This window comes from Pedobacter ginsenosidimutans (assembly GCF_001442625.1).
Lineage (GTDB): Bacteria > Bacteroidota > Bacteroidia > Sphingobacteriales > Sphingobacteriaceae > Pedobacter > Pedobacter ginsenosidimutans.
Genome location: NZ_LMZQ01000010.1, coordinates 86831 through 109355 on the forward strand (window position 1 = coordinate 86831; position 22525 = coordinate 109355).

Annotated in this window: 20 protein-coding genes; 6 read left to right on the plus strand and 14 right to left on the minus strand. The window is 38.3% G+C overall.

The window, feature by feature from the left end; translation table 11 throughout:
- Positions 1 to 107: 107 nt before the first annotated feature.
- From ASU31_RS14950 to ASU31_RS27520, 4 genes are all read right to left on the minus strand, one after another.
- On the minus strand, positions 108 to 1112 hold the full coding sequence (locus ASU31_RS14950; protein ID WP_057933096.1) for an SDR family NAD(P)-dependent oxidoreductase: 1005 nt from the start codon (positions 1110 to 1112) through the stop codon (positions 108 to 110).
- Position 1113: 1 nt separating this feature from the next.
- Positions 1114 to 1779 (minus strand): DUF6134 family protein, encoded by a 666-nt coding sequence (locus tag ASU31_RS14955; RefSeq protein ID WP_057933097.1) that lies wholly within the window; start codon positions 1777 to 1779, stop codon positions 1114 to 1116.
- 114 nt (positions 1780 to 1893) lie between these two features.
- Positions 1894 to 2166, minus strand: a complete 273-nt coding sequence (locus tag ASU31_RS14960) for an isoleucyl-tRNA synthetase (RefSeq protein WP_209434996.1) — start codon at positions 2164 to 2166, stop codon at positions 1894 to 1896.
- Positions 2163 to 2351 carry a hypothetical protein gene (locus tag ASU31_RS27520; protein ID WP_131031924.1) on the minus strand — a complete coding sequence of 63 codons (189 nt, stop codon included), beginning with the start codon at positions 2349 to 2351 and terminating at the stop codon, positions 2163 to 2165. The genes ASU31_RS14960 and ASU31_RS27520 overlap by 4 nt, the downstream gene beginning before the upstream one ends.
- Positions 2352 to 2435: 84 nt before the next feature.
- Here ASU31_RS27520 and ileS point away from each other — a divergent pair, with 84 nt between their 5' ends.
- The 4 genes from ileS to ASU31_RS14980 all read left to right on the plus strand — a co-directional run bounded on the left by ileS (position 2436) and on the right by ASU31_RS14980 (position 8048).
- Entirely contained in the window at positions 2436 to 5837 is a 3402-nt protein-coding gene (gene ileS / locus ASU31_RS14965) for an isoleucine--tRNA ligase (RefSeq protein WP_057933098.1), read from the plus strand.
- 30 nt (positions 5838 to 5867) lie between these two features.
- Positions 5868 to 6251, plus strand: a complete 384-nt coding sequence (locus tag ASU31_RS14970) for a TraR/DksA family transcriptional regulator (RefSeq protein WP_025144123.1) — start codon at positions 5868 to 5870, stop codon at positions 6249 to 6251.
- Positions 6251 to 6853 carry a lipoprotein signal peptidase gene (locus ASU31_RS14975; RefSeq protein WP_057933099.1) on the plus strand — a complete coding sequence of 201 codons (603 nt, stop codon included), beginning with the start codon at positions 6251 to 6253 and terminating at the stop codon, positions 6851 to 6853. The genes ASU31_RS14970 and ASU31_RS14975 overlap by 1 nt, the downstream gene beginning before the upstream one ends.
- Before the next feature lie 514 nt (positions 6854 to 7367).
- Complete coding sequence (locus ASU31_RS14980; RefSeq protein ID WP_157258028.1) at positions 7368 to 8048, plus strand: 3-keto-disaccharide hydrolase; 681 nt, start codon at positions 7368 to 7370, stop codon at positions 8046 to 8048.
- Positions 8049 to 8062: 14 nt separating this feature from the next.
- Here ASU31_RS14980 and ASU31_RS14985 read toward each other — a convergent pair whose 3' ends face one another.
- The 4 genes from ASU31_RS14985 to ASU31_RS15000 all read right to left on the minus strand — a co-directional run bounded on the left by ASU31_RS14985 (position 8063) and on the right by ASU31_RS15000 (position 14124).
- Entirely contained in the window at positions 8063 to 8422 is a 360-nt protein-coding gene (locus ASU31_RS14985) for a ribosomal maturation YjgA family protein (protein WP_057933101.1), read from the minus strand.
- Positions 8423 to 8535: 113 nt separating this feature from the next.
- Complete coding sequence (gene odhB / locus ASU31_RS14990; RefSeq protein ID WP_057933102.1) at positions 8536 to 9762, minus strand: 2-oxoglutarate dehydrogenase complex dihydrolipoyllysine-residue succinyltransferase; 1227 nt, start codon at positions 9760 to 9762, stop codon at positions 8536 to 8538.
- A 103-nt stretch (positions 9763 to 9865) separates the two neighbouring features.
- The gene (locus tag ASU31_RS14995; RefSeq protein WP_057933103.1) at positions 9866 to 12661 is read right to left on the minus strand and encodes a 2-oxoglutarate dehydrogenase E1 component; all 2796 of its coding nucleotides are present in this window, start codon (positions 12659 to 12661) and stop codon (positions 9866 to 9868) included.
- Positions 12662 to 12849: 188 nt separating this feature from the next.
- Positions 12850 to 14124, minus strand: coding sequence for a DASH family cryptochrome (locus ASU31_RS15000; RefSeq protein ID WP_057933104.1), 1275 nt, complete (start codon positions 14122 to 14124; stop codon positions 12850 to 12852).
- Positions 14125 to 14294: 170 nt separating this feature from the next.
- Between ASU31_RS15000 and ASU31_RS15005 the strand changes: the two genes are divergently transcribed.
- Together ASU31_RS15005 and ASU31_RS15010 are read left to right on the plus strand one after the other, a co-directional pair.
- Positions 14295 to 15197, plus strand: coding sequence for a TIGR01777 family oxidoreductase (locus ASU31_RS15005; RefSeq protein WP_057933105.1), 903 nt, complete (start codon positions 14295 to 14297; stop codon positions 15195 to 15197).
- Positions 15198 to 15336: 139 nt separating this feature from the next.
- On the plus strand, positions 15337 to 16638 hold the full coding sequence (locus ASU31_RS15010) for a cryptochrome/photolyase family protein (RefSeq protein ID WP_057933106.1): 1302 nt from the start codon (positions 15337 to 15339) through the stop codon (positions 16636 to 16638).
- Here the strand turns inward: ASU31_RS15010 and ASU31_RS15015 are convergent.
- The 6 genes from ASU31_RS15015 to ASU31_RS15040 form a co-directional block, all read right to left on the minus strand.
- Positions 16628 to 17497 carry an FKBP-type peptidyl-prolyl cis-trans isomerase gene (locus ASU31_RS15015; RefSeq protein WP_057933107.1) on the minus strand — a complete coding sequence of 290 codons (870 nt, stop codon included), beginning with the start codon at positions 17495 to 17497 and terminating at the stop codon, positions 16628 to 16630. The two genes, ASU31_RS15010 and ASU31_RS15015, sit on opposite strands and share 11 nt — an antisense overlap.
- 3 nt (positions 17498 to 17500) lie before the next feature.
- A complete protein-coding gene (locus tag ASU31_RS15020; protein WP_245224544.1) occupies positions 17501 to 17959 on the minus strand; it encodes an FKBP-type peptidyl-prolyl cis-trans isomerase in 459 nt (152 codons plus the stop codon).
- A gap of 122 nt (positions 17960 to 18081) precedes the next feature.
- A complete protein-coding gene (locus ASU31_RS15025) occupies positions 18082 to 18528 on the minus strand; it encodes an FKBP-type peptidyl-prolyl cis-trans isomerase (RefSeq protein ID WP_057933108.1) in 447 nt (148 codons plus the stop codon).
- 332 nt (positions 18529 to 18860) lie between these two features.
- On the minus strand, positions 18861 to 20654 hold the full coding sequence (locus tag ASU31_RS15030) for an acyl-CoA dehydrogenase family protein (RefSeq protein ID WP_057933109.1): 1794 nt from the start codon (positions 20652 to 20654) through the stop codon (positions 18861 to 18863).
- Positions 20655 to 20854: 200 nt separating this feature from the next.
- Positions 20855 to 21226 carry a four helix bundle protein gene (locus ASU31_RS15035; protein ID WP_057933110.1) on the minus strand — a complete coding sequence of 124 codons (372 nt, stop codon included), beginning with the start codon at positions 21224 to 21226 and terminating at the stop codon, positions 20855 to 20857.
- Positions 21227 to 21297: 71 nt separating this feature from the next.
- Entirely contained in the window at positions 21298 to 22473 is a 1176-nt protein-coding gene (locus ASU31_RS15040; RefSeq protein ID WP_057933111.1) for an acetyl-CoA C-acyltransferase, read from the minus strand.
- Positions 22474 to 22525: the final 52 nt, after the last annotated feature.

Below are 22525 nucleotides of genomic sequence, written 5' to 3' on the forward strand. Positions count from 1 at the left end.
TAACGGGGACGCAGGCTGTCGATTTTATCTACTTTTGAATCCCGCTACCCACATTACAAATGTGGTTCCCGATCATCCTCGTTGCAAACGAGGACGATAATTTTAACCTAATTAGATTTAAAGTGATTAATAGTTTTGCCTAAACCTATTGCAAAAGGCGTTATCCGATAATTTAGTTCGGCAATGGCTTTATTGCTCGAATATTGCTGATTACATTTCAACCTGTCAGCAAACTCTGGCAGAAAAAATGGGGTGAGGTTAAAAAGCTTCGATTTTAAAGCCTCCAGCAAACTGTAAGCCTTAATAATGCCTACCGGGATTTTATATAAACTTCTTTTTTTACCTGTGATCTGCCTTAATGTACCGAAAAAACTATTAAAAGAAACATCAACACCGCCCAAAATATACCGTTCGCCATTCCTGCCATTCTGCATGGCCGCAATATGCCCATCTACCACATCATCTACAAAAGCATAGTTGGCAATTGTTTTTCCATCGCCAGGAATAAAATGCCATGTACCTTTTATATAACCTGTAACCATTTTACTCACCGTATTACTATCCGTAATTGGTCCATCGCCATATACTCTTGATGGGTTTACTATTACCACTTCCAATCCCTTTTTTACAAATTCTTTCACCTCTAATTCAGCGAGGTATTTTGTGCGCTCATAGCTGATCGGGAAGCCGACTGCCCTTGGGTCGTTTTCTGAAACTGGCAGGTTTAGTGTTGGTCCCCACACCCCGCAAGTTGAGGTATGCACAACTTTTTCTACACCCAATTTTAATGCACAGCTGAGCACATTTCTAGTCCCGATTACATTCACATCGTAAAAATCCTGCTCATACCGGCACCACATTTTGGCCATGGCTGCAGTATGGTAAACCTGATAACAATCTTTCATTGCGTTTTCCAAACTTTCAGGTTCCAAAACATCGCCTTTTACAAACTGGATATTTCGGTGCTGAATAAGAAAGGGATGGTTAACATTTCTGCAAAGTGCTACTACATCATAGCCCATCTCTGCAAGGGTAAAACTTAACTTCCGGCCGATAAAGCCTGATGCACCCGTAACCAAAACCCTCAGGTATTTATTTGCTACTGTTTCCATATTAAACCCTCTCCATTCTAATGGTGTACAAGGAGTGATTTACAACTACCAGTTTACATATTCCGTTTTCGAAATGGTAGTCGTTATAATTCCCATCGGGAAGATTGATCCGGTACTGATGTGCCCCGTTTTTCTGAATGGGAATAAAACACTGAAAGTTGTCTGAGTAAATTTCGGGAATATTAACAGGCTCTTTGGTATACAAGAGCATCATATTATAACTGATGGGCTGATTTATTGTACTGATTTTATCGCCTGTTTTAAGCTGATAAACATTATTTACCCAACTTGTTTTCTTAGCCTCTTTTGCATTGCCATTCACTACCCGATTTACATTTGAGTTAAGGAGCCTGCCATTTTTAAAATGTGCTACATCTTCCGTTTCTACATCAATTTTGAAAACAAAACGGGTTTGTACTTTCGATGTTATTTTTAGATAAACATTATCGCCATCGTCTTTCTGCTGGAAATACATCTGACCGATTACTTCGCCATTACGCTTGATGTTAAATTTACTTTGCTGTGCAAAAGCTGATGAAAATGAACAGATAAGAAAGAGCAGCGAAGCAACACTTTTTGGATGGACTGGGTTTTTGGAAGAAAATGTTTTATAGGTTTTTGGAGCAAAATATTTCTTGCAGAGCCAAATAATTAATGCAGGAATCATAGTTATCTCTATTTGTTATTTAGAGCTAATACAACTCACAAGAAATTTACCCCTATGTGGATTTTATTTTTTTCATGGCCTTGGGTTTAAACCCAAAGGCTATGAGGGTAAGGTTTATTCGGATGCAGGCTTTTGATCCTCTTCATCTACCGGAACTTCGACCGTTGGATCGGTAATGATTTCGGCATTACCATCATTATCCTTTTTGGCAAATAAAATGGGATATAACAGCCACAGCGCACCAATAATAACCAGCACGCCTGCCAGCATCTGTAAATAGATACTTCCTTTTACCTCATTTGCATCCAAAATTTTATAGGCGATAAAAGAAAGTACGCCAGCTATGAGGATGAAAACGGCTTTTTGCAATTTTAAGAGCTTAATCATGGGTTCTTTCTTTTTAGTGTTACAATATGGATTAAAACAAAAATAAGCCCGATTAGTTCGAGCAAGCCGCAGAAATAAAAAGCATAAAGTACGAAATCCCGGTCTGAAGGGTTTATTACCGCAACAATTGGCAAGGCAATTACGGCAACAATCATCAATGTAAGCCCGATATTAAATAATTTCACATTAAAAGTATTTACATCAAAACTACCAAAATTCAGTCAATTCTGTTAACTTTGCAACCTTTAATTTTTTGAGGTACTTGATTGATGTATAGCGAATTTAAACAATTGGAACTTGCCAAAATAGGGCAAGAAATACTGGATTTTTGGAAAAAGGAAAATATCTTTGAAAAAAGTATTTCTTCCCGTCCTAAATCTAATCCGTTTACTTTTTACGAAGGGCCACCGTCTGCTAATGGCATGCCGGGGATTCACCACGTAATGGCGCGTGCAATTAAGGATATTTTTTGCCGCTATAAAACAATTAAGGGTTATCAGGTTAAGAGAAAAGCCGGTTGGGATACACATGGCCTACCTGTTGAGCTTGGAACTGAAAAGGAATTAGGGATTACCAAAGAGGATATTGGTAAAACTATTTCTATTGAAGACTATAACGAAGCCTGTAAAAAAACAGTAATGCGCTACACTGATGTGTGGAACGACCTGACTGAAAAAATGGGCTATTGGGTAGATATGGATGATCCATACATTACCTATAAGTCGAAATACATGGAATCGGTGTGGTGGCTTTTGAAGCAGATTTACGATAAAGGATTAATCTATAAAGGTTATACTATCCAGCCTTATTCTCCAAAAGCCGGAACAGGATTGAGTTCGCATGAGGTAAATCAGCCTGGAGCTTACCGGGATGTTACAGACACAACGATTGTTGCTCAATTTAAGGCAATAGCGAATACGTTACCTCCGTTTTTACAAACATTTGGAGACATTTACCTGATGGCGTGGACTACTACTCCATGGACTTTACCATCAAACACTGCTTTAACGGTTGGACCAAAAATCGAATATGTTTTAGTCAAAACGTTCAACCAGTATACATTTTTGCCAACGAATGTAATTTTGGCAAAAAACCTGGTTGGCAAACAGTTTAGTAAAATTTTCTTTGAAAGCAATGAAGTTGAAGATTTTACAAATTTTAAAGCTGGCGATAAAAAAATCCCCTATCAAATACTTGCCGAATGCAAAGGGAGTGAATTGGTTGGAATTAGATATGAACAATTATTAACTTACGCACTGCCATACCAAAATCCTGAAAATGCATTTAGAGTAATTTCTGGAGATTTTGTAACTACTGAGGATGGTACCGGTATTGTTCATACTGCCCCTACTTTTGGCGCGGATGATGCTAAAGTAGCTAAAGAAGCCATTCCGGAAGTACCACCAATGTTGGTATTAGATGAGAATGACACCCCAGTTCCATTAGTAGATTTACAGGGTAAATTTACCCAACATGTTGGCCCTTTTGCAGGCAAATATGTAAAGAATGAATATTACAATGCTGGCGAAGCACCTGAAAAATCGGTTGATGTAGAAATTGCTATTTTATTAAAAGAAGAAAATAAAGCTTTTAAGGTAGAAAAATATGTTCACAGTTACCCACACAGCTGGAGAACTGATGAACCACTTTTATATTATCCTTTAGATTCGTGGTTTATTAAAGTTACAGATGTTAAAGACAGAATGTTCGACCTTAATGAAACCATTAACTGGAAACCAAAATCGACTGGCGAGGGTCGTTTTGGAAACTGGCTAAAAAACGCTAACGATTGGAATTTATCACGTTCGAGATACTGGGGAATTCCTTTGCCAATCTGGAGAACTGAAGATAAAAAAGAAGAAGTATTAATTGGCTCTGTTGAGGAACTTTATAATGCCATTGAAAAATCTATAACAGCTGGTTTCCAGAAAGAAAATCCTTTTAAGGGGTTCGAAATCGGAAACATGTCTGAAGAGAACTATGATTTAATCGATCTACATAAAAACGTGGTCGACAAAATTATTTTAGTATCTCCATCGGGCAAACCAATGAGCCGCGAAAGTGATTTAATTGATGTTTGGTTTGATTCTGGTGCTATGCCTTATGCGCAGTGGCACTACCCTTTTGAGAATAAAGAAACAATTGATGGAAATGAAGATTTCCCTGCAGATTTTATTGCCGAAGGCGTAGACCAAACGCGTGGCTGGTTTTATACCCTACATGCGATCTCTACATTGGTTTTTGATAAAGTAGCGTACAAAAATGTAGTTTCGAATGGGCTGGTACTAGACAAAAATGGACAAAAAATGTCTAAACGTTTAGGGAATGCTGCTGATCCATTCCAAACCATTAATGAGTATGGTGCTGATGCTACGCGTTGGTACATGATTTCTAATGCAAATCCTTGGGATAACCTAAAATTTGACATTGATGGAATTGCTGAAGTGCGCCGTAAATTCTTCGGTACGCTTTACAATACCTATGCTTTCTTTGCCCTGTATGCCAATATCGATAAATTCGAGATCGACAAAAACAACCTGAGCAAAGTTGAAGACAGAACGGAATTAGACCGTTGGATTTTATCGTTGTTGCAAACCTTAATTAACGAAGTTGATGAAAGTTACAACACTTACGAACCAACAAAAGCTACCCGCGCTATTCAGGCTTTTGTTGATGAACATTTGAGTAACTGGTACATCAGGTTAAGTCGTCGCCGTTTCTGGAAAGGCGAAATGACCGATGATAAACGTGCAGCTTACGAAACATTATATACTTGTTTAGAAACCTTAGCACAGTTGATGAGCCCTGTTGCACCTTTCTTTGCCGATTGGTTATACAGAAACTTAACCGTTACCGATGCACATGCGGAACAATCTGTCCACTTAACTTTATGGAAAGAGGCTGATCAAAGTTTGATTGATACCGATTTGAACGAGCGTATGGTTTATGCCCAGGATATTTCATCGATGATTTTATCGCTGCGTAAAAAATCGGGCATCAATGTTCGTCAACCACTTGAGAAAATCTTAATTCCATCTTTAAGTGGCGATTTCGAACAAAAAATATCAAAGGTTGCGGATTATATCCTTTCTGAAACGAATGTAAAACATATCGAGTTCATTACCGATACACATGGTATCGTTAAGAAAAAACTGAAACCAAACTTTAAATCGTTGGGTAAAAAAGTTGGAAAAGATATGAGCCTGGTTAAAGAGGCTTTAGAAAATTCAAATCAGGATGATATCCAACGTCTAGAAAATGATGGCTTCATAATCGTAGTTGGCAATAACGGCGAAGAATTTACCATCAATTTAAATGATGATGTAGAAGTTTTTGCGGAAGATATTCCGGGATGGCAGGTAACCAACCTGGGCAGTTTAACTGTTGCTTTGGATGTTACCATCTCGGAAGAGCTGAAACAAGAAGGTATTTCGCGCGAATTGGTTAACCGTATCCAGAACTTGCGAAAAGAATTAAACTTTGAAGTAACAGATAGGATTAAAGTTTCGTTACAAAATGATAACTTGGTAGCCAGCGCAGTTGCCAAAAACAAGGATTACATTTGCGCGGAAATATTGGCCGATGAATTTGAATTAACAGATACTGTAAATAATGCAAACAAAATCGTTATCGACGATGTTGAGTTAAGCATTTCAGTAACTAAAATATAAATCCATATATTAGAAAATTAGAAAAAGGACATGGAAAACAGCAACAAAACACGCTACTCAGACAGTGAATTACAAGAATTTAAAGAATTAATTCAAGATAAATTACGCATGGCGAAAGAGGAACTTAACTCTTTAACCACTTCTTTGAGTAATCCAAACGCAAACGGAACAGAAGATACTTCAGGTGCGTACAAAACATTAGAAGACGGTTCTGCAACAATGGAAAAAGAGCAGATCAATCAATTGGCTGCACGTCAGAAAAAATTTATAGACAACCTGGAGAATGCATTGGTGCGTATCGAGAACAAAACTTATGGTATTTGCCGCGAAACCGGAAAATTAATCCAAAAAGAACGTTTACGCGCTGTTCCTCATGCAACTTTAAGCATGGAAGCTAAATTAAAGCAGAGTTAATGAAGGGCTATACAAAACCTTTAATTGTTATCTTTTTAGTTTTACTGGCCGATCAGCTGGTGAAAACCTGGGTTAAAACGCACATGTACCTTGGTCAGGAGTTCCATATTATTGGCAAATGGTGTATTATCCATTTTACCGAAAATAATGGAATGGCCTTTGGGATGGAGTTTGGTGGTGAATTTGGCAAATTAGCCTTATCACTTTTCCGTATTGCAGCTGTTGCAGGAATTGGTTATGGCTTACATTACCTAATTAAGCATAAATATCACCGCGGTTTAATTCTAAATGTTGCACTGATTTTTTCTGGCGCACTAGGAAACATTATTGATTCTGTATTTTACGGAAAGATTTATGGTTACGAAAACTGGTTTCACGGTCGTGTAGTAGACATGTTCTACTTCCCGATTGCAGAAGGCCACTTCCCTAGCTGGATACCAATTTGGGGAGGCGAAGAGTTTGTTTTCTTCAGGCCTGTTTTTAACCTTGCTGACGCTGCCATTTCAGTAGGCGTGATACTGATCCTCATCTTCCAGAAAAACTACTTTAAAGAAGATGTAAAAGACGATGTGAGTATCAACAGTGAGATTGTAGAAGATTAAATTTTGCGTCTCGTCATGCTGAACTTGATTCAGCATCTTAAACGTTTGAAATATACAAGCCCATTTCTTAATTGAAATGGGCTTTTTTATAGAATCTTCATTGCTGAGGAGGCTTTTTCAGCCGACGAAGCAATCTTTATTGTAGGACTCACAAATACCAACAGCAATAAGGTTTTGGAAAGCAGGTACAGAAGCAGATATTTAAATTAGTTCCCGCTATCCTTTCTGCCAATACAGCTTGTGCTTTAACTCCCTTTCATCAGAAAAATTAAGGCCGATAGCTATCGAATGACAGATTTATAAAATCGGTCGTCATCTCGACCGTAGCAACGCGGAGTGGAGAGATCTTTGGGCCATATTAAAAGATCTCTCCACTGCGGTCGAGATGACGATTTATCTTAACCTGTCACCAACTCCTTTGTTTTTTTCTAAAACTGATCGCTCAGGATGACAACCATCACTACAGTATTCCAATTTTTTAAAATATATTTGGTATACAAAAACCAAATATATCATGAAACTTTACTACGCCCTTTTATTATTAGTTATTATTAGCAGTTCTGCATTTGCCCAAAAAAGCCTTTTTAACGGGAAAAATCTAAACGGTTGGCATGTAGATGTACCTGCCATGGACAAAAAGCCTGATACCATTAATCCGTTTATTGTACGCAATGGTATGTTGGTAAGTTTAGGTACACCAGGTGGACATTTAATAACCGATAAAATTTATAAAAATTACCAGTTAACGGTACAATACCGCTTTGCTGGCAAACCAGGTAATTGTGGTGTTTTAGTTCATGCATCAACACCTAGGGCACTGTATGGTATGTTTCCAAAATCACTGGAAGTGCAGATGCAACATAAAGATGCTGGCGATTTCTGGTGTATCGAAGAAGACATTACAGTGCCTGATATGGTTACCAGACGTGGGCCTCAAGAAAACTGGGGTGTAAATGGGAATAAACTCCGTCGAATTAAAAACCTAACAGACGACAGTGAAAAACCTCTTGGCGAATGGAATACCATGGTTATTCAATGTTTGAATAACGAAGTTAAAGTTTGGGTAAATGGTACACTGGTAAACTATGGTACAAATTGCACAGCGAGTAGCGGGCAGATTGCTTTACAAGCAGAAGGTAGTGAAGTAGAATTTAAACAATTGGATTTAAAACCAATTAAAGTGTTGTCTAAATAAGAAAAACGCTTTACTCAATCCTTAAACAATAAACAGATCAGATATCCTACAAAATAAGCGAGCAGGTCGTAAATACTAAAAGAAGTGCCCAATACAGTACTCATTAATTTGTTGTTTTCCCAACCAAACCAGGTAACATAATTTGCCTTTTGGAGGAACTCGATTACGAAAGAAAAAATTAAGACACCTAATGCTAACTGCTTATTTTTGGTTTTAAGGAAAATCCTAAAGAATGCGTAAATCAGGATAATAACCAATACATCTCCGCCAAAAGGCCTGACAAAAGCATCATGAAGGTATTTGCCAATTAAGATTTCTACGATGAGAATCGCGAGAAAAATAAAGAGAAATTTTAAGCTGAACGTTAATTTCATTTTTCAGGCATAAAAAAGAAGTCAAGTTTTTTATAGCACATTGGCCATTAAAACTTGACTTCTTTATCTTGACTTTCTATAAATATTTAAGTCCCCTTTAGGTGATTTAGGGGTTAGATACCCAATAATAATCTAGCCGGATCTTCTAACAATTGTTTCACACGAACCAAGAAACCAACCGACTCACGCCCATCGATAATTCTGTGATCGTAAGATAAAGCAACGTACATCATCGGGCGGATTACCACCTCACCTTTTTCAGCTACCGGACGCTCAACAATGTTGTGCATACCTAAAATAGCCGATTGTGGTGCATTAATAATTGGAGTCGACATCATTGAACCAAATACACCACCGTTAGTGATGGTGAATGTTCCGCCAGTCATTTCTTCGATAGTTAATTTGCTATCACGTGCTTTTAAAGCCAATTCTAACACCGATTTTTCAATCTGAGCTAAAGTCATGCTTTCTGCATTACGGATTACCGGAACCACTAAACCTTTTGGAGCTGAAACCGCGATAGAAATATCAGCGAAATCGTTGTAAACCAATTCTTCACCTTCAATACGGCCATTAACTGCAGGGAAATCTTTTAATGCTTCAGTAACGGCTTTTGTGAAAAAGCTCATGAAGCCTAAACCAACACCAAATTTTTCTTTAAACTGATCTTTATATTTTCCGCGTAAATCCATAATCGGCTTCATGTTAACCTCGTTAAAAGTAGTTAACATTGCGGTTTCATTTTTAACAGCAACTAAACGTTTTGCAACTGTTCTACGTAGTGGAGACATTTTCTCACGACGTTCGCCACGGCTACCTGCAGGAACAGCAGCTACAACCGGAGCACTTGCTTTAGGTGCTTCTGCTTTTTTGCCAGCCTCAGCTTTAACAGCATCGTCTTTAGTAATACGACCGTCAACACCAGTACCTTTTACAGCAGCAGCATCAATTCCTTTTTCCGCAAGAATTTTACCGGCAGCAGGAGAAGGAGTTCCTGTAGCATAGCTTTCGCCTGATTTTTCGACAACTGGAGCCGCAGTTTTATCTTCAGCAACAACAGCCTTTTCTTCAGCCTTTGGCGCATCAGCTTTCGCCAGAGCTGCACCACCATCTTCAATTTTACAAACTACTGCGCCAATGGCTAATGTATCGCCTTCAGCTGCTATGGTTTTTAAAGTTCCAGCTTGTTCTGCAGTTAATTCGAATGTTGCTTTATCCGATTCTAATTCGGCAATAACTTCATCCATTTCAACAACATCGCCATCGTTTTTTATCCAACGTGATAAAACAACTTCGGTTATCGACTCACCAACAGGTGGAACTTTTATCTCTAAACTCATTTTTGTAATGTTATGTTTTCTATTGTTAAAGGTTCAATGTGGTAAAGTTGAAATGTCCAGGCTGCTTAACCTTATACCTCAAACCTTACGCCTTAAACCTCATTTAATCTATCTGAACTAATTTTTTTGTTGCTTTTTTGGCGATATCCTTTACATCATCCGTCACCGAAATCTCTAACGCTTTTGCTAAAATATAAGCCTGTTGATTAGCATGTTGTTTTGCAAAACCTGTTGCAGTACTGCTGCTTTCTCTTCTCGAAATTACATCGATGCCTTTTAATGCTGTTTTGTACAACCTGCGGAACAAATATGGCCATGCGCCCATGTTCTCCGGCTCTTCTTGTACCCAGAAAACTTCTTTAGCATTTTTATATTTTTTCTGGATGGCTTCCATCTGATCAACAGGAGTTGGATATAATTGCTCTACACGAACCAGCGCTACATGTTTCAATTTATCAGCCTGTTGTTTTTCCAATAACTCGTAGTAAATTTTACCGCTACAGAAAACAATACGTGTTACATCTGCAACTTTAACATTTACATCATCAATTACTTCTTTAAAACCACCTTCGGTAAATTCTTCTAATTTAGAAACACAAGCAGGGTGGCGCAATAAACTTTTAGGTGTAAATACCACCAAAGGTTTACGGAAATCGCGTTTAAACTGACGGCGTAAAACGTGGAAGAAGTTAGCCGGAGTAGTACAGTTTGTTACCTGCATGTTATAGTCGGCACAAAGCTCCATAAAACGCTCTATACGTGCTGATGAATGCTCTGGTCCCTGACCTTCATAACCGTGAGGCAATAACATCACCAAACCGTTTTCGCGTTGCCATTTAGTTTCGGCACTTGCAATGTACTGATCGACAACAATTTGTGCCCCGTTAAAGAAATCGCCAAATTGTGCTTCCCAAATGGTTAAAGCATTCGGGTTTGCCATTGCATAACCATATTCGAAACCTAAAACACCGTATTCTGATAAGTGTGAGTTGTAAATATCAAATGGTGCCTGTTGATCTGAAATGTTAGCCAATGGTACATATTCTTCCTCACTATCTTCAAGCGTTAATACCGCATGACGGTGAGAGAATGTTCCTCTTTCTACATCCTGGCCGCTTAAACGAACACGTTTACCTTCTGACAACAAAGTACCATAAGCCAGCTGCTCGCCCATTGCCCAATCGAAAACATTGGTTTCGTTAACCATTTTGCCACGTTCGGCAAATAGTTTTTCGATTTTCTTGAAGAACTTTTTATTAGATGGCAAAGCAGTAATACGCTTACCAATTTCCAATAAAGTAGATTTTTTAACCGCAGTAACAGGAGAAGATTCGAAATCTTTAGGTGTAGCCATACGCAAATCTGCCCATGCGCCACCAAATTTAACTTCGGCATTACCTGCAACAAATTCTTTAGCTTCGTTTAAGCGTTCCTGCAAAATGCCACGGAAATCTTTTTCCATTTCTTTTGCCAAACCAGCCTCTAACTTACCCTCTTTGGTTAACTGATCAATATAAATTTCCCTTGGATTAGGGTGTTTTTCGATCGTTTTGTATAATAATGGCTGCGTGAATTTAGGCTCATCAGACTCGTTGTGGCCGAAACGACGGTAGCAAAGGATATCAATAAAAACATCGTTTTTATATTTCTGACGATATTCCATTGCCAGGTTGATTGCATAAACCAAAGCCTCAGGATCATCACCATTTACGTGAAAAACCGGAGATAAAGTTACTTTAGCAATATCGGTACAATAAGTACTGGTACGGGCATCTTTATAATTGGTGGTAAAACCAATCTGGTTATTAATTACCAGGTGAATGGTTCCACCTGTTTTGTAACCTTCAAGGCCTGCCATCTGAATTACTTCGTAAACAATCCCCTGGCCCGCAACTGATGCATCACCATGAATCAAAATTGGTGCTAAACGGCTGTTATCACCACCATATTTGAAATCGATTTTCGAGCGGCTCATTCCTTCTACCACACCATCAACGGTTTCTAAGTGCGATGGGTTAGGACATAAACTTAAGTGAACACTTTTACCCGAAACGGTAGCTACATCCGTAGAGTAACCTAAGTGGTATTTTACGTCACCGCCAAATGGCGTATCTGGATTGTAGCTTTTACCTTCAAACTCAGCAAAAATATCTTTATATGTTTTTTGCATGATATTGGCCAACACGTTTAAACGACCGCGGTGGGCCATACCAATTACAAATTCTTCAATACCTAATTCAGCACCTTTTTCGATTACTGAATCTAAAGCAGGGATTAAAGCTTCTGCACCTTCTAACGAGAAACGTTTTTGGCCCAAAAATTTTGTACCCAAGAAATTTTCGAAACTTACCGCTTCGTTTAATTTCCGGAGAATGCGTTTTTTCTCATCGATTGAGAAATTAGGGGTATTACGTGCACTTTCCATTTTTTGCTGAATCCAGTTCAACACTTCAGGTGTACGTAAAAACTTAAATTCGGCTCCGATAGAACCTGCGTATGTTTGTTTTAAAAAGGCTACAATGTCTTTCAATTTTGCCGCACCAATACCAATCTCAACACCCGAGTTGAATACGGTTTCTAAATCAGCATCCGATAATCCAAAATTTGCAAGATCTAATGTTGGTAAATGTTTACGCCTTTCGCGAACTGGATTGGTGTGCGTAAATAAGTGACCGCGGCTACGATAGCCATCAATCAGATTTAAAACATTAACCTCTTTTAAAAATTGTTCAGGAGTTTCTGCTGTTACTGCAGGCGCTTCCGATCCTCTTCCAAAATCGAAACCTTCAAAAAATTTCTGCCAACCAAATTCAACAGACTCAGGATCTTGTTGATAGGATTGATATAAAGACTCTATATATTCGGCGTTTGCGCCATTAAGATAAGATAATTTATCCATTATTAACTATTTACTATAAGCATTACAAAATTAGAATTTTACCTTATATAAATGGCAAAAATCTCGATTAAAATGAGAATTATTGAATGAGAAAATTATTGAATGAGCGAATGACAAAAATACCACCTGTATTAATCGATAAAATTTCAATTCCATCATTCAATACCCAAATCATTCAGTCGTTACAACTATGATGCCCAAGTTAAGGAGTAATTGCCTTTTGGGTCGAGGTTTTTGATATTTTTATCAAGATCGAAAACACTTTTTGATTTCTGATCGTTACCTACACCTGCTACATTTGCCCAGTTCCCCCAGTTGCTTGCAGGGTTATAATCAATCAGCTTTTCTTCAAAATAGGCTGCGCCAAAAATCCAGCTTACTTCTAAATTATTGATCAGATATAAGGCAGCGGTTTGTCTGGCGATATTCGAGATAAAACCGGTTTGATTTAACTCCGTCATCACCGCATCTACCACGGCAAAACCTGTTTGTGCATTCTTCCATTTACTAAAATTGTCTTGCTCATTCACAATATCAACCAACCCCTGACTGCCAAATCCATCTGGACTAAAAAAAGTATTGCCATATTTTTTGAACATGAAACGGAAATAATCTCTCCAAAGCAAGCCTAATAAAATATGGTTGAACATGGCTTTTGTATTGGGCACACCTTCCATCTTTTTAATTTCCCAGTATACTTTTCGTGGTGATAAACTACCCATGGCCAGCCATGCCGATAGTTTTGAAGCCAGAATTAAATTCTTGGTTGTTGCAGCTTGCTGCATAGCCACAATCACTTTTTGAAGATGCGCCAAACCCTCAGCCTCGCCACCAACAAATTCAAAATCAGAACGTTGGTCTTTTTGCTGTGGCAACAGATTAAGCTCTTCTAATGAAGATAATGTTCCCCAGTCAATCACTTCGGCTACATTGATCCTATCGGGTGCCAAAAAACAGGGCTTGATAATCGAATCGCGTTCAATTTTCTTTTTAAACTGGTTAAAAGCGTCGGGAATATCTTTAATGGGAAAAGGCAAATCTTCCTTATTATACAAGGTATGGCCGATAAAATGTTTGAGGTTGATGCGTAATTTCCAAAGTGCATTTTCTACCAAAGTTGAAACATGCGTTTCTTCGCGTGCCACTTCACGGTGATGGTAAACTTCAGTAATCTCATATTCCTGAACGAGTTGAGGAATAATATCTTCAGGGTTGCCTTCGGCGATAAGCAAGTTACCACCAATCTGTTTTAAAGAATTGCGTAATCCTAAAACACTTTCTAAAATAAATTGCGCTCTAATATTACCTGTTTTTAACGTACCGTATTTTGTTTCGCCAAAAGAACGGCGATCTAGAATGTAAACAGGCAAAATCGAATCAGACTTAGCAATCGCCTCGACCAGCATTTCATTGTCATGCAAGCGAAGATCATTTCTAAACCAGACTAAAATTTTTTTGGACATCTTTTATCGAAAAGGGTGTAAGAACGCGTTTACAAATTTATCTTATTTTTCCTCTTCATCAAACCCCTAAATAATTCTTTACAAATAGGTAACAAAAGAATTAAAACTGAATTAATATCGTTTTAAATGAAGCCATAAAAACCCTTTTGTATCTTTAGTGTTTTAAAAATATGGCAAAAAAGATTCTGATTACCGGAGCGACAGGACTTGTGGGTACTGAGCTGAAAAAACATTTGCTAAGTAAAGGTTACGGGGTGAATACACTTTCGCGAAAGAAAAACAATGATCCGAATAATTTTGTGTGGGATGTTTACAAAGGAACTATTGATGCTGGTTGTTTGAATGGTGTAGATGCTATTATTCATTTAGCAGGAGAGCCAGTTGCCGATAAAAAATGGACTGATGAACGGAAAAAACAGATCATCGATAGCCGTGTAAAATCAACAGAATTACTCTTTAAAACCATTAAATCTAAACCCGACAACCAGCTAAAATCGTTTATTTCTGCTTCGGCAGTTGGTTTTTATGGCGATTGTGGTGATGAAATTTTAACCGAAGAAAGTCCAAACGGTTACGGGTTTTTAGCTGAATGCTGTAAACTTTGGGAAGATGCGGTAGACCAAGGCAAAAAGCTAAGCCTCCGGATTGTAAAACTCCGTACCGGAATCGTTTTAAGTAATCATGGCGGCGCCTTACCACAACTCGATAAACCAATTAAGTTGTTTGCCGGAGCAGCTTTAGGTACAGGTAAACAATGGACTCCCTGGCTGCATATTGATGATATGGTAGAAATGTACATCGAAGCCATCGAAAACCTTAAAATGGAGAATTGTTATAATGCCTGTGCTCCTTTTCCAGTCACGAATAAAGCGCTAACCAAAGCCCTTGCCAAACAGCTGCATCGTCCTGTTTGGCCGATCAAGGTTCCGAAAAAGGCATTAGAATTGTTATTGGGCGAGCGTGTTGAAGCTGTTTTAATGAGCAATAATACCTCGGCACAAAAAATTCTGGATGCAGGATTCAAATTTAAATTCACCCATTTGGAGGATGCTTTGAAGGATCTGTACAAATAGGTTTAACCGATTAACTGACCCGTCACCCTGAACCGAGCCTTAGCGAGCTCACCGAAGGTAATTTATTTCAGGGTCTTTCCAGGATAGATGCTGAAACAAGTTCAGCATGACGTAATTAATTAATTTCTAATTCCCATCAATGACTTCAATATCAATCATTTGGTTTCGCCGCGATTTACGTTTAGCAGATAATGCTGCTTTATATCACGCTTTAAAAAGCGATTATCCTGTGTTGCCACTTTTTATTTTCGACAAAAATATACTGGATAAACTACCAAAGGATGATCCCCGCGTAACTTTTATTTACCAAACCATTGAGGATTTAAAAAAAGAACTTCAGCTACATGGGTCAGATTTATTGGTAAAATATGGCAAGCCTGAAAAAATATGGTCAGAGATTTTAAAAGAATATGATGTTAAGGGTGTATATGCCAATCACGACTACGAACCTTATGCCCGCGAACGTGATGATAACATGGCCGAATTTTTAACCAGCGAAAAAATAGCCTTCAAAACGTATAAGGATCAGGTTATTTTTGAAAAAAATGAAATTTTAAAAGCTGATAAGACACCTTACACTGTTTTTACACCTTTCTACAAACAATGGCATGCCAAACTAAATGATTTTTATGTTAAGGCTTATCCGACTAAAAAATATCTTAAAAATTTATTGCAAATCAAACATCTACCCTACCCAGGCTTGAATGAAATGAGCTTTAAAAAGAGCAAGCTGGATTTTCCGAAAATCAGTTATAAAAACAAACTCGATGATTACGCAAAAGAACGCGATTTCCCTGCTTTAGACGGCACCACACATATCGGACTGCATTTGCGTTTTGGAACATTGAGCATTCGGAAAGCTGTAAAAGATGCATTGGAAGCGAAATCGACTGTCTGGCTTTCTGAATTGGCCTGGCGGGAATTTTACATGACCATCCTTTGGCATTTCCCCTACTCAGCTTTCGATTCTTTTAAAAAACAATACGATAAAATTAAATGGCGCAACAACGAAGATGAGTTTAAAGCCTGGTGCGAAGGCAATACTGGTTACCCTATTGTAGATGCCGGCATGAGGCAGCTCAATGAAACTGGCTGGATGCACAACCGCGTACGCATGATTGTGGGCAGTTTTTTAACCAAACATTTACTCATCGATTGGCGCTGGGGAGAAGCTTATTTTGCAGAAAAGTTATTGGATTACGAAATGGCAAGCAATGTGGGCGGCTGGCAATGGGCAGCCGGATCAGGAAATGATGCCGCACCGTACTTTAGGGTTTTTAATCCCGAGCTTCAAACCAAAAAATTCGACCCTAAGTTCGAATATATTAAAAAGTGGGTGCCGGAATTTGGGACAAAAAAATATGCCCAACCAATAGTTGAGCATACCTTTGCGAGGGAAAGAGTTTTAAAAGTTTTTAAAGAGGCTTTATCTAATTTGTAACCTTTACAATTTCTATATCAAAATCTAAAGGCTGAAGCCCATTACCCAAGTCTGTGGGAATGATTAAACGTAGTTTACCTCCAGATGTTACTTTTCCTGGCAATATTAATTGCCAGCCTTTGTATAAATTACTTAAAACATCGGTAAAAGTTCCATCGGTACTCGTTTGCAAAACTGTTCCATCTAAATAGCGAACCGTGTAGTTAGCAACTATTGTAGAGTTCACATTAATTACATCAGTTCCTGTTCCAGCGGTGGTAATACTATAGCGTGCTCTAGAAGGATCTTTAATCAGTGTTAAATTATTGTTGGTAATAAATTTATTGATCTCAAATTCGTCTATTTCGTGTCTTTTCGCTCCAGCATATATCCCTAAATCAACAAGGATATTTTCATTTGATCCAATATTTAAAAAACTTACGCCGTTCCTGCCAAAAGCCATGCTAGAAGGCATAATTAATGTTGCTTTGCCTCCTCTTTTTAATTTGGTTAACACTTCTCTAATTGGTGTAAATACATATGATACACTATTGATCGTAAATCGGTCTGTATAACCCAAAAAGGTACCTGGAATCATTAAATCAGATGTTTGATTTAGCACCTGCCCAGATAAGGTTTTAAAAGTATAAGAATAATAAACCGAATCTTGGTTTTTAATAACATCACCAGTACCAGGTGTAGTAACTTTATAATAGTAGCCTTTTGTATCCTTATCAAAGCTAAGATTATTCTTTTTAAGATAAGCCTGGATAGCGGCATCATCTACACTTTCAATAGACTCATATTCTTTTTTACATGAGCTGAAGATTGTAGTAGCCAGTAAAAGTGCGAATAGGCTAAGTTTAGTAAATTTGTTCATTTATTATTGTACGTCTGTAAGTGTTATAGTAAAATCGAGTATTGAATTTGCTGGAACCAGAGATGATGGAGATCGCGTTCCATAAGCGTAATATGAAGGTATAATTAATCTGATCTTACCACCTTTTTGTATTTTCTGAATTCCGATCTGCCAGCCTACGATCACATTTCCCAATATAAATGATATAGGAGTACCATTAGTGGTATCGAAAACAGTACCGTTTAACAGTTTACCTTCATAATTGGAGGTAATTTTAGTAGAAGCTTGATAAGTTACACTTCCTGCCCCAGGCTCTAATATCTGATAAAATATACCACTGGCATCTTTCGTAGCCTGGATATTATTCGTCTTAACAAAAGCACTTATTGCAGCAGTATCGGCCTTAAATTGTGGAGTAGGATCGTAATCATCTACTGGTTCATTTTTCTTACAGGCTGCCAAGCACCCTATAAGGCAGATCATGAGTATAAAATATTTAAACTTAACCATCATCCGCAAAAATAAGCTTTTAATACGGATGCTACAATTTTTAACCTATTTTAACAAATATGCTACTGCAAAACGTAGCTGATTAATAGCCTTCATTACTGTACATTCGAAAGTTGTATGGTAAAATCTAATACCGAATTACCTGGAATAGGACCTACCGAGTCATTTCCATAACCCAAACCCGGTGGCACGATCAACCTGATTTCTCCACCTTTTTGGATTTTGGGAATACCGATTCTCCAACCTGATATTAGTTCGGCAAGATTAAAGGTCTGCTCTTTGCCATCGCCATTATCAAATACAGTTCCATCTAATAACCTACCTTCATATTTAATGGTTATTTTGGTGTTATTTGGATAAGTAAAAGAACCTGTACCCGGTTTAATGATCTGATAATATAAGCCAGAATCGTCTCTAACTGCATTAATATTATTTTGCTTGATGAAATCGGCAATCTGTTTTTCAGGGTCCTCATCTTTTTTACAAGATGAAACTGCAACTACACATAAAAAGAGTATGGTAAGGGATCTAAATTTAATCATGCGCGAAAATAGGATTTTAATAGCACAACCCTAAAAACTAAGCTAATTTTTCAAATATGATGAAGCAATCTTAATGCGATCGCGATACCCCATAGTTATAAGATTGCTTCGTCATTCTTCCTCGCCATGACGAACTTTCTTTTGGAATCTATCAATGTTAGGAACAAGCATTTGTTAAAATTCAGATTAAGGTGTTTCGACAGGCTCAACATGACGAAATAAGATGAAAACAACTCATACGATAAATACACTATTATTACAAACCAAAAAAGGTTTAGGGTCTGAGTTAATGCACCCAGGTCCTAAACCTTAAACCCTACACCTTACTCCTCTTAAAAGATATATTTGTTCGCCTCAATAAGCTGTTGCGCAACTCTTTGGCGGGCATCTTTAACATTAAACGGCTCTACTTTTGTAAAGCGGCGCAAACCAACCAGCATCATACGTTGCTCATCCCCCTCAGCAAAAGCCCAAAGTGCTTCTTTACCTGCTTTGGCTATACCATCAACCGCTTCTACTAAATAAATTCTTAACAGATCTAATTGACCTGCAATGGCTTCCTCTCCGCGGGTACTTGCTAATTTTTCTGTTCTCAACAATGCCGATTCGAGCACATAAACATAACTCGCCATATCGGCAATGTTCATTAAAATTTCCTGCTCTTTGCTTAAAGTCATCATTAATTTCTGAACCGCGGCACCAGCCACCATTAAAGTTGCTTTTTTCAAATTCGAGAGCACCTTTTTCTCTGCAGCAAACAAGGTAGTATCTTCTTCACCAAAATCAGGAATGCTCATTAATTCGGCTGCAACTGCTGTAGCTGGCGTCATTAAATCCAGTTCGCCTTTCATGGCACGTTTTAGCATCATATCAACGGTTAACAAACGGTTAATTTCGTTTGTTCCTTCAAAAATCCGGTTGATGCGTGCATCACGGTACGCCCTGTCCATTGGTGCATCGGCACTAAAGCCCATGCCACCGTAAATCTGCACACCCTCATCCACAGTATAATCTAATGCTTCAGAGCCCCACACTTTTAAAATGGCACACTCTACCGCAAATTGCTCAACAGATTTTAACCTCGCTTTACCAGATTCCATTCCACCTGCAACCAGTTGATCGTAAGTATCATCGATATTTTGTCCAGCACGATAGTTCGCTGCATCAACAGCGTAAAGCTTAGAAGCAATCTCTGCAATTTTAAAACGGATGGCGCCATATTTAGAAATCGGGCGGCCAAACTGGATCCGCTCATTCGAATAATTAATCGCTGTATTTAAAGTTGCTTTTGAAGCACCAATTGCTGCCGCTGATAATTTGATACGGCCAATATTTAAAATGTTAACCGCTATTTTGAATCCATTTTCTCTATCGCTCAACATGTTCTCAACCGGCACGGGACAATCGTTAAAGAAAACCTGACGGGTTGAAGAACCTTTAATACCCATTTTATGCTCTTCGGGATTCATAGTGATGCCACCGAAATTTTTCTCCACAATAAATGCGGTTAAGTTTTTATCATCATCAATTTTAGCGAAAACAATAAAAATATCGGCAAAACCACCATTTGTAATCCACATTTTTTGTCCGGTGATGATATAGTGTTTGCCATCGTCGCTCAGCGTGGCTTTGGTTTTTCCAGAGTTCGCATCCGAACCTGAGTTTGGCTCTGTTAAACAATACGCTGCTTTCCATTCGCCAGAACCTAGTTTTGGAATATATTTTGCTTTTTGTGCATCGTTACCGTAATATAAAATCGGTAGCGTACCAATCCCGGTATGAGCAGAAAGTGCAACGGCAAAAGAGTGGCCTGCACCTACTACATCAGCAACCAGCATGGAAGTATTGAAGTTTTTACCAAAACCGCCATATTCTTCCGGTACCGAAACGCCTAAAATGCCCAGCTCACCAGCTTTGGTTAAGAGTGTTGGCATTAGCTCAGGATCTTCCTGTTTGTCAATTTTATCTAAATTGGGATAAACCTCAGCAGCCAAAAAATCGCGACAGGTTTGCGCAATCATCTGCTGCTCTTCATCAAATTCTTCAGGAATAAATACTTCCTGATAAGTGGTATCCTTAATTAAGAATTCACCGCCTTTAATTGTCTTTTTTTCAGTTGTTTCCATTGTTATGAGATTTGAGAAATGAGATTTGAGATTTGAGACCTGCCCAAATTCAAACTCAAATCGTTTATTGTTTCATGAGATAATTAGATTTGAGACATGAGATTTGAGACCTACTCAAATTCCAATCTCAAATCTTTATTGTTTATTTTGAGGTATGAGACGTTAGGTATGATACCAATTACCTTCTCATCTCTATTGTCTCATGTCTTTTTATTAATTTTCTTCTCCAGCATCTGCTGAAAACCGTAAGTCATTTTTTGTAACTCATCAATCTGAGTGAGTAAAGGATCTAAAATTTCAGATTCAAGAATTGCGAGTTTATTAGCGATTACCAATTGAGTTTGCAGTTCATAAGAAGAACCATTTGCTATTCCCAAAAAGTGATTAAACTCTTTAGTCGAATTTCTTCCTGCTCCTTCTGCGATGTTAGATGGAATTGAGACGGCTGCTCTTCTAGATTGACTAATCAGTCCAAAGCGTTCATCATTTGGAAAAGTTGAAGTTGCTTTGTAAACATTAACAGCTAAATCAATTGCTTTATTCCAGATTTTCAACTCTTTTAAATTATTCATTTTTTATAAAATTTATCTGCTCAGGTATAAACGGATGCATTTTCTCAAATCTCACATCTAATATCTCAATTCTAAAGAAGCTCAAATATCCCTGCGGCACCTTGCCCGGTTCCTACGCACATGGTTACCATTCCGTACTTTTTGTTCTGTCTTTTTAGCTCGTTCATAACCTGTACGGTCAGTTTTGCTCCTGTACAACCCAGCGGATGCCCCAATGCAATTGCACCACCATTTACGTTAATTACATCAGGATTTAAATCCAATGTTCTGATTACGGCTAACGATTGTGAGGCAAAAGCTTCATTCAGCTCAATTAGGTCGATATCTTCTTTTTTCAAACCTGCTTGTTTCAACGCTTTTGGAATAGCCTCAATTGGTCCAATCCCCATAATGCGTGGCGGAACTCCTGCAATACCATAGCTTACCAACCTGGCAATCGGTTCTGCATTTAATTCTTTCATTTTCTTTTCAGACACCACCAAAACAAAAGCTGCTCCATCAGATGTTTGCGATGAATTACCTGCGGTTACACTTCCAACCGCATCGAATACGGGTTTCAGTTTGGCCAATTTATCTAAGGTAGTATCTGCACGTGGACCTTCATCGGTATCGACCACGTAAGAACGGGTTTTCTTTTTAAGGTTGGCATCAAGGTAATTTTCGTTTACCGTGATTGGCAAAACACCATCTTTTAAATGACCATTTTTTATAGCATGAATGGCTTTCTCATGAGATTTTAACGAAAAAGCATCCTGATCTTCACGGCTCACATTATATTCTTTAGCTACTGCTTCGGCTGTTAACCCCATACCCCAATACCAGTCTGGATTGTTTTTTGCAACTTCTGCATTAGGAACGAGTTTCCATCCCCCAAAAGGCATTCCGCTCATTACCTCTACACCACCGGCAATAATACAATCGGCCATACCGGCTTTAATTTTAGCAACTGCTGTTGCAATGGTATCTAAACCCGATGCGCAGTAACGGTTTACGGTAACACCAGGAACTTTATCGGTATCCAAACCCATTAGCGAAATCATGCGGCCAATATTTAAGCCCTGCTCTGCTTCCGGAGTAGCGTTACCCACAATCACATCATCAATCTGTTCGTTGTCTAAATTCGGAACCGATGCCACTAAAGCCCTGATTACTTCTGCGGCTAAATCATCAGCTCTTGTAAAACGGAATACGCCACGGGGTGCTTTGCCCACTGCTGTACGATATCCGGCTATAATATATGCTTCCATTGTTTAAGATTTGAGATCTGAGATTTGAGATTTGAGACCTGCCCAAATTCAA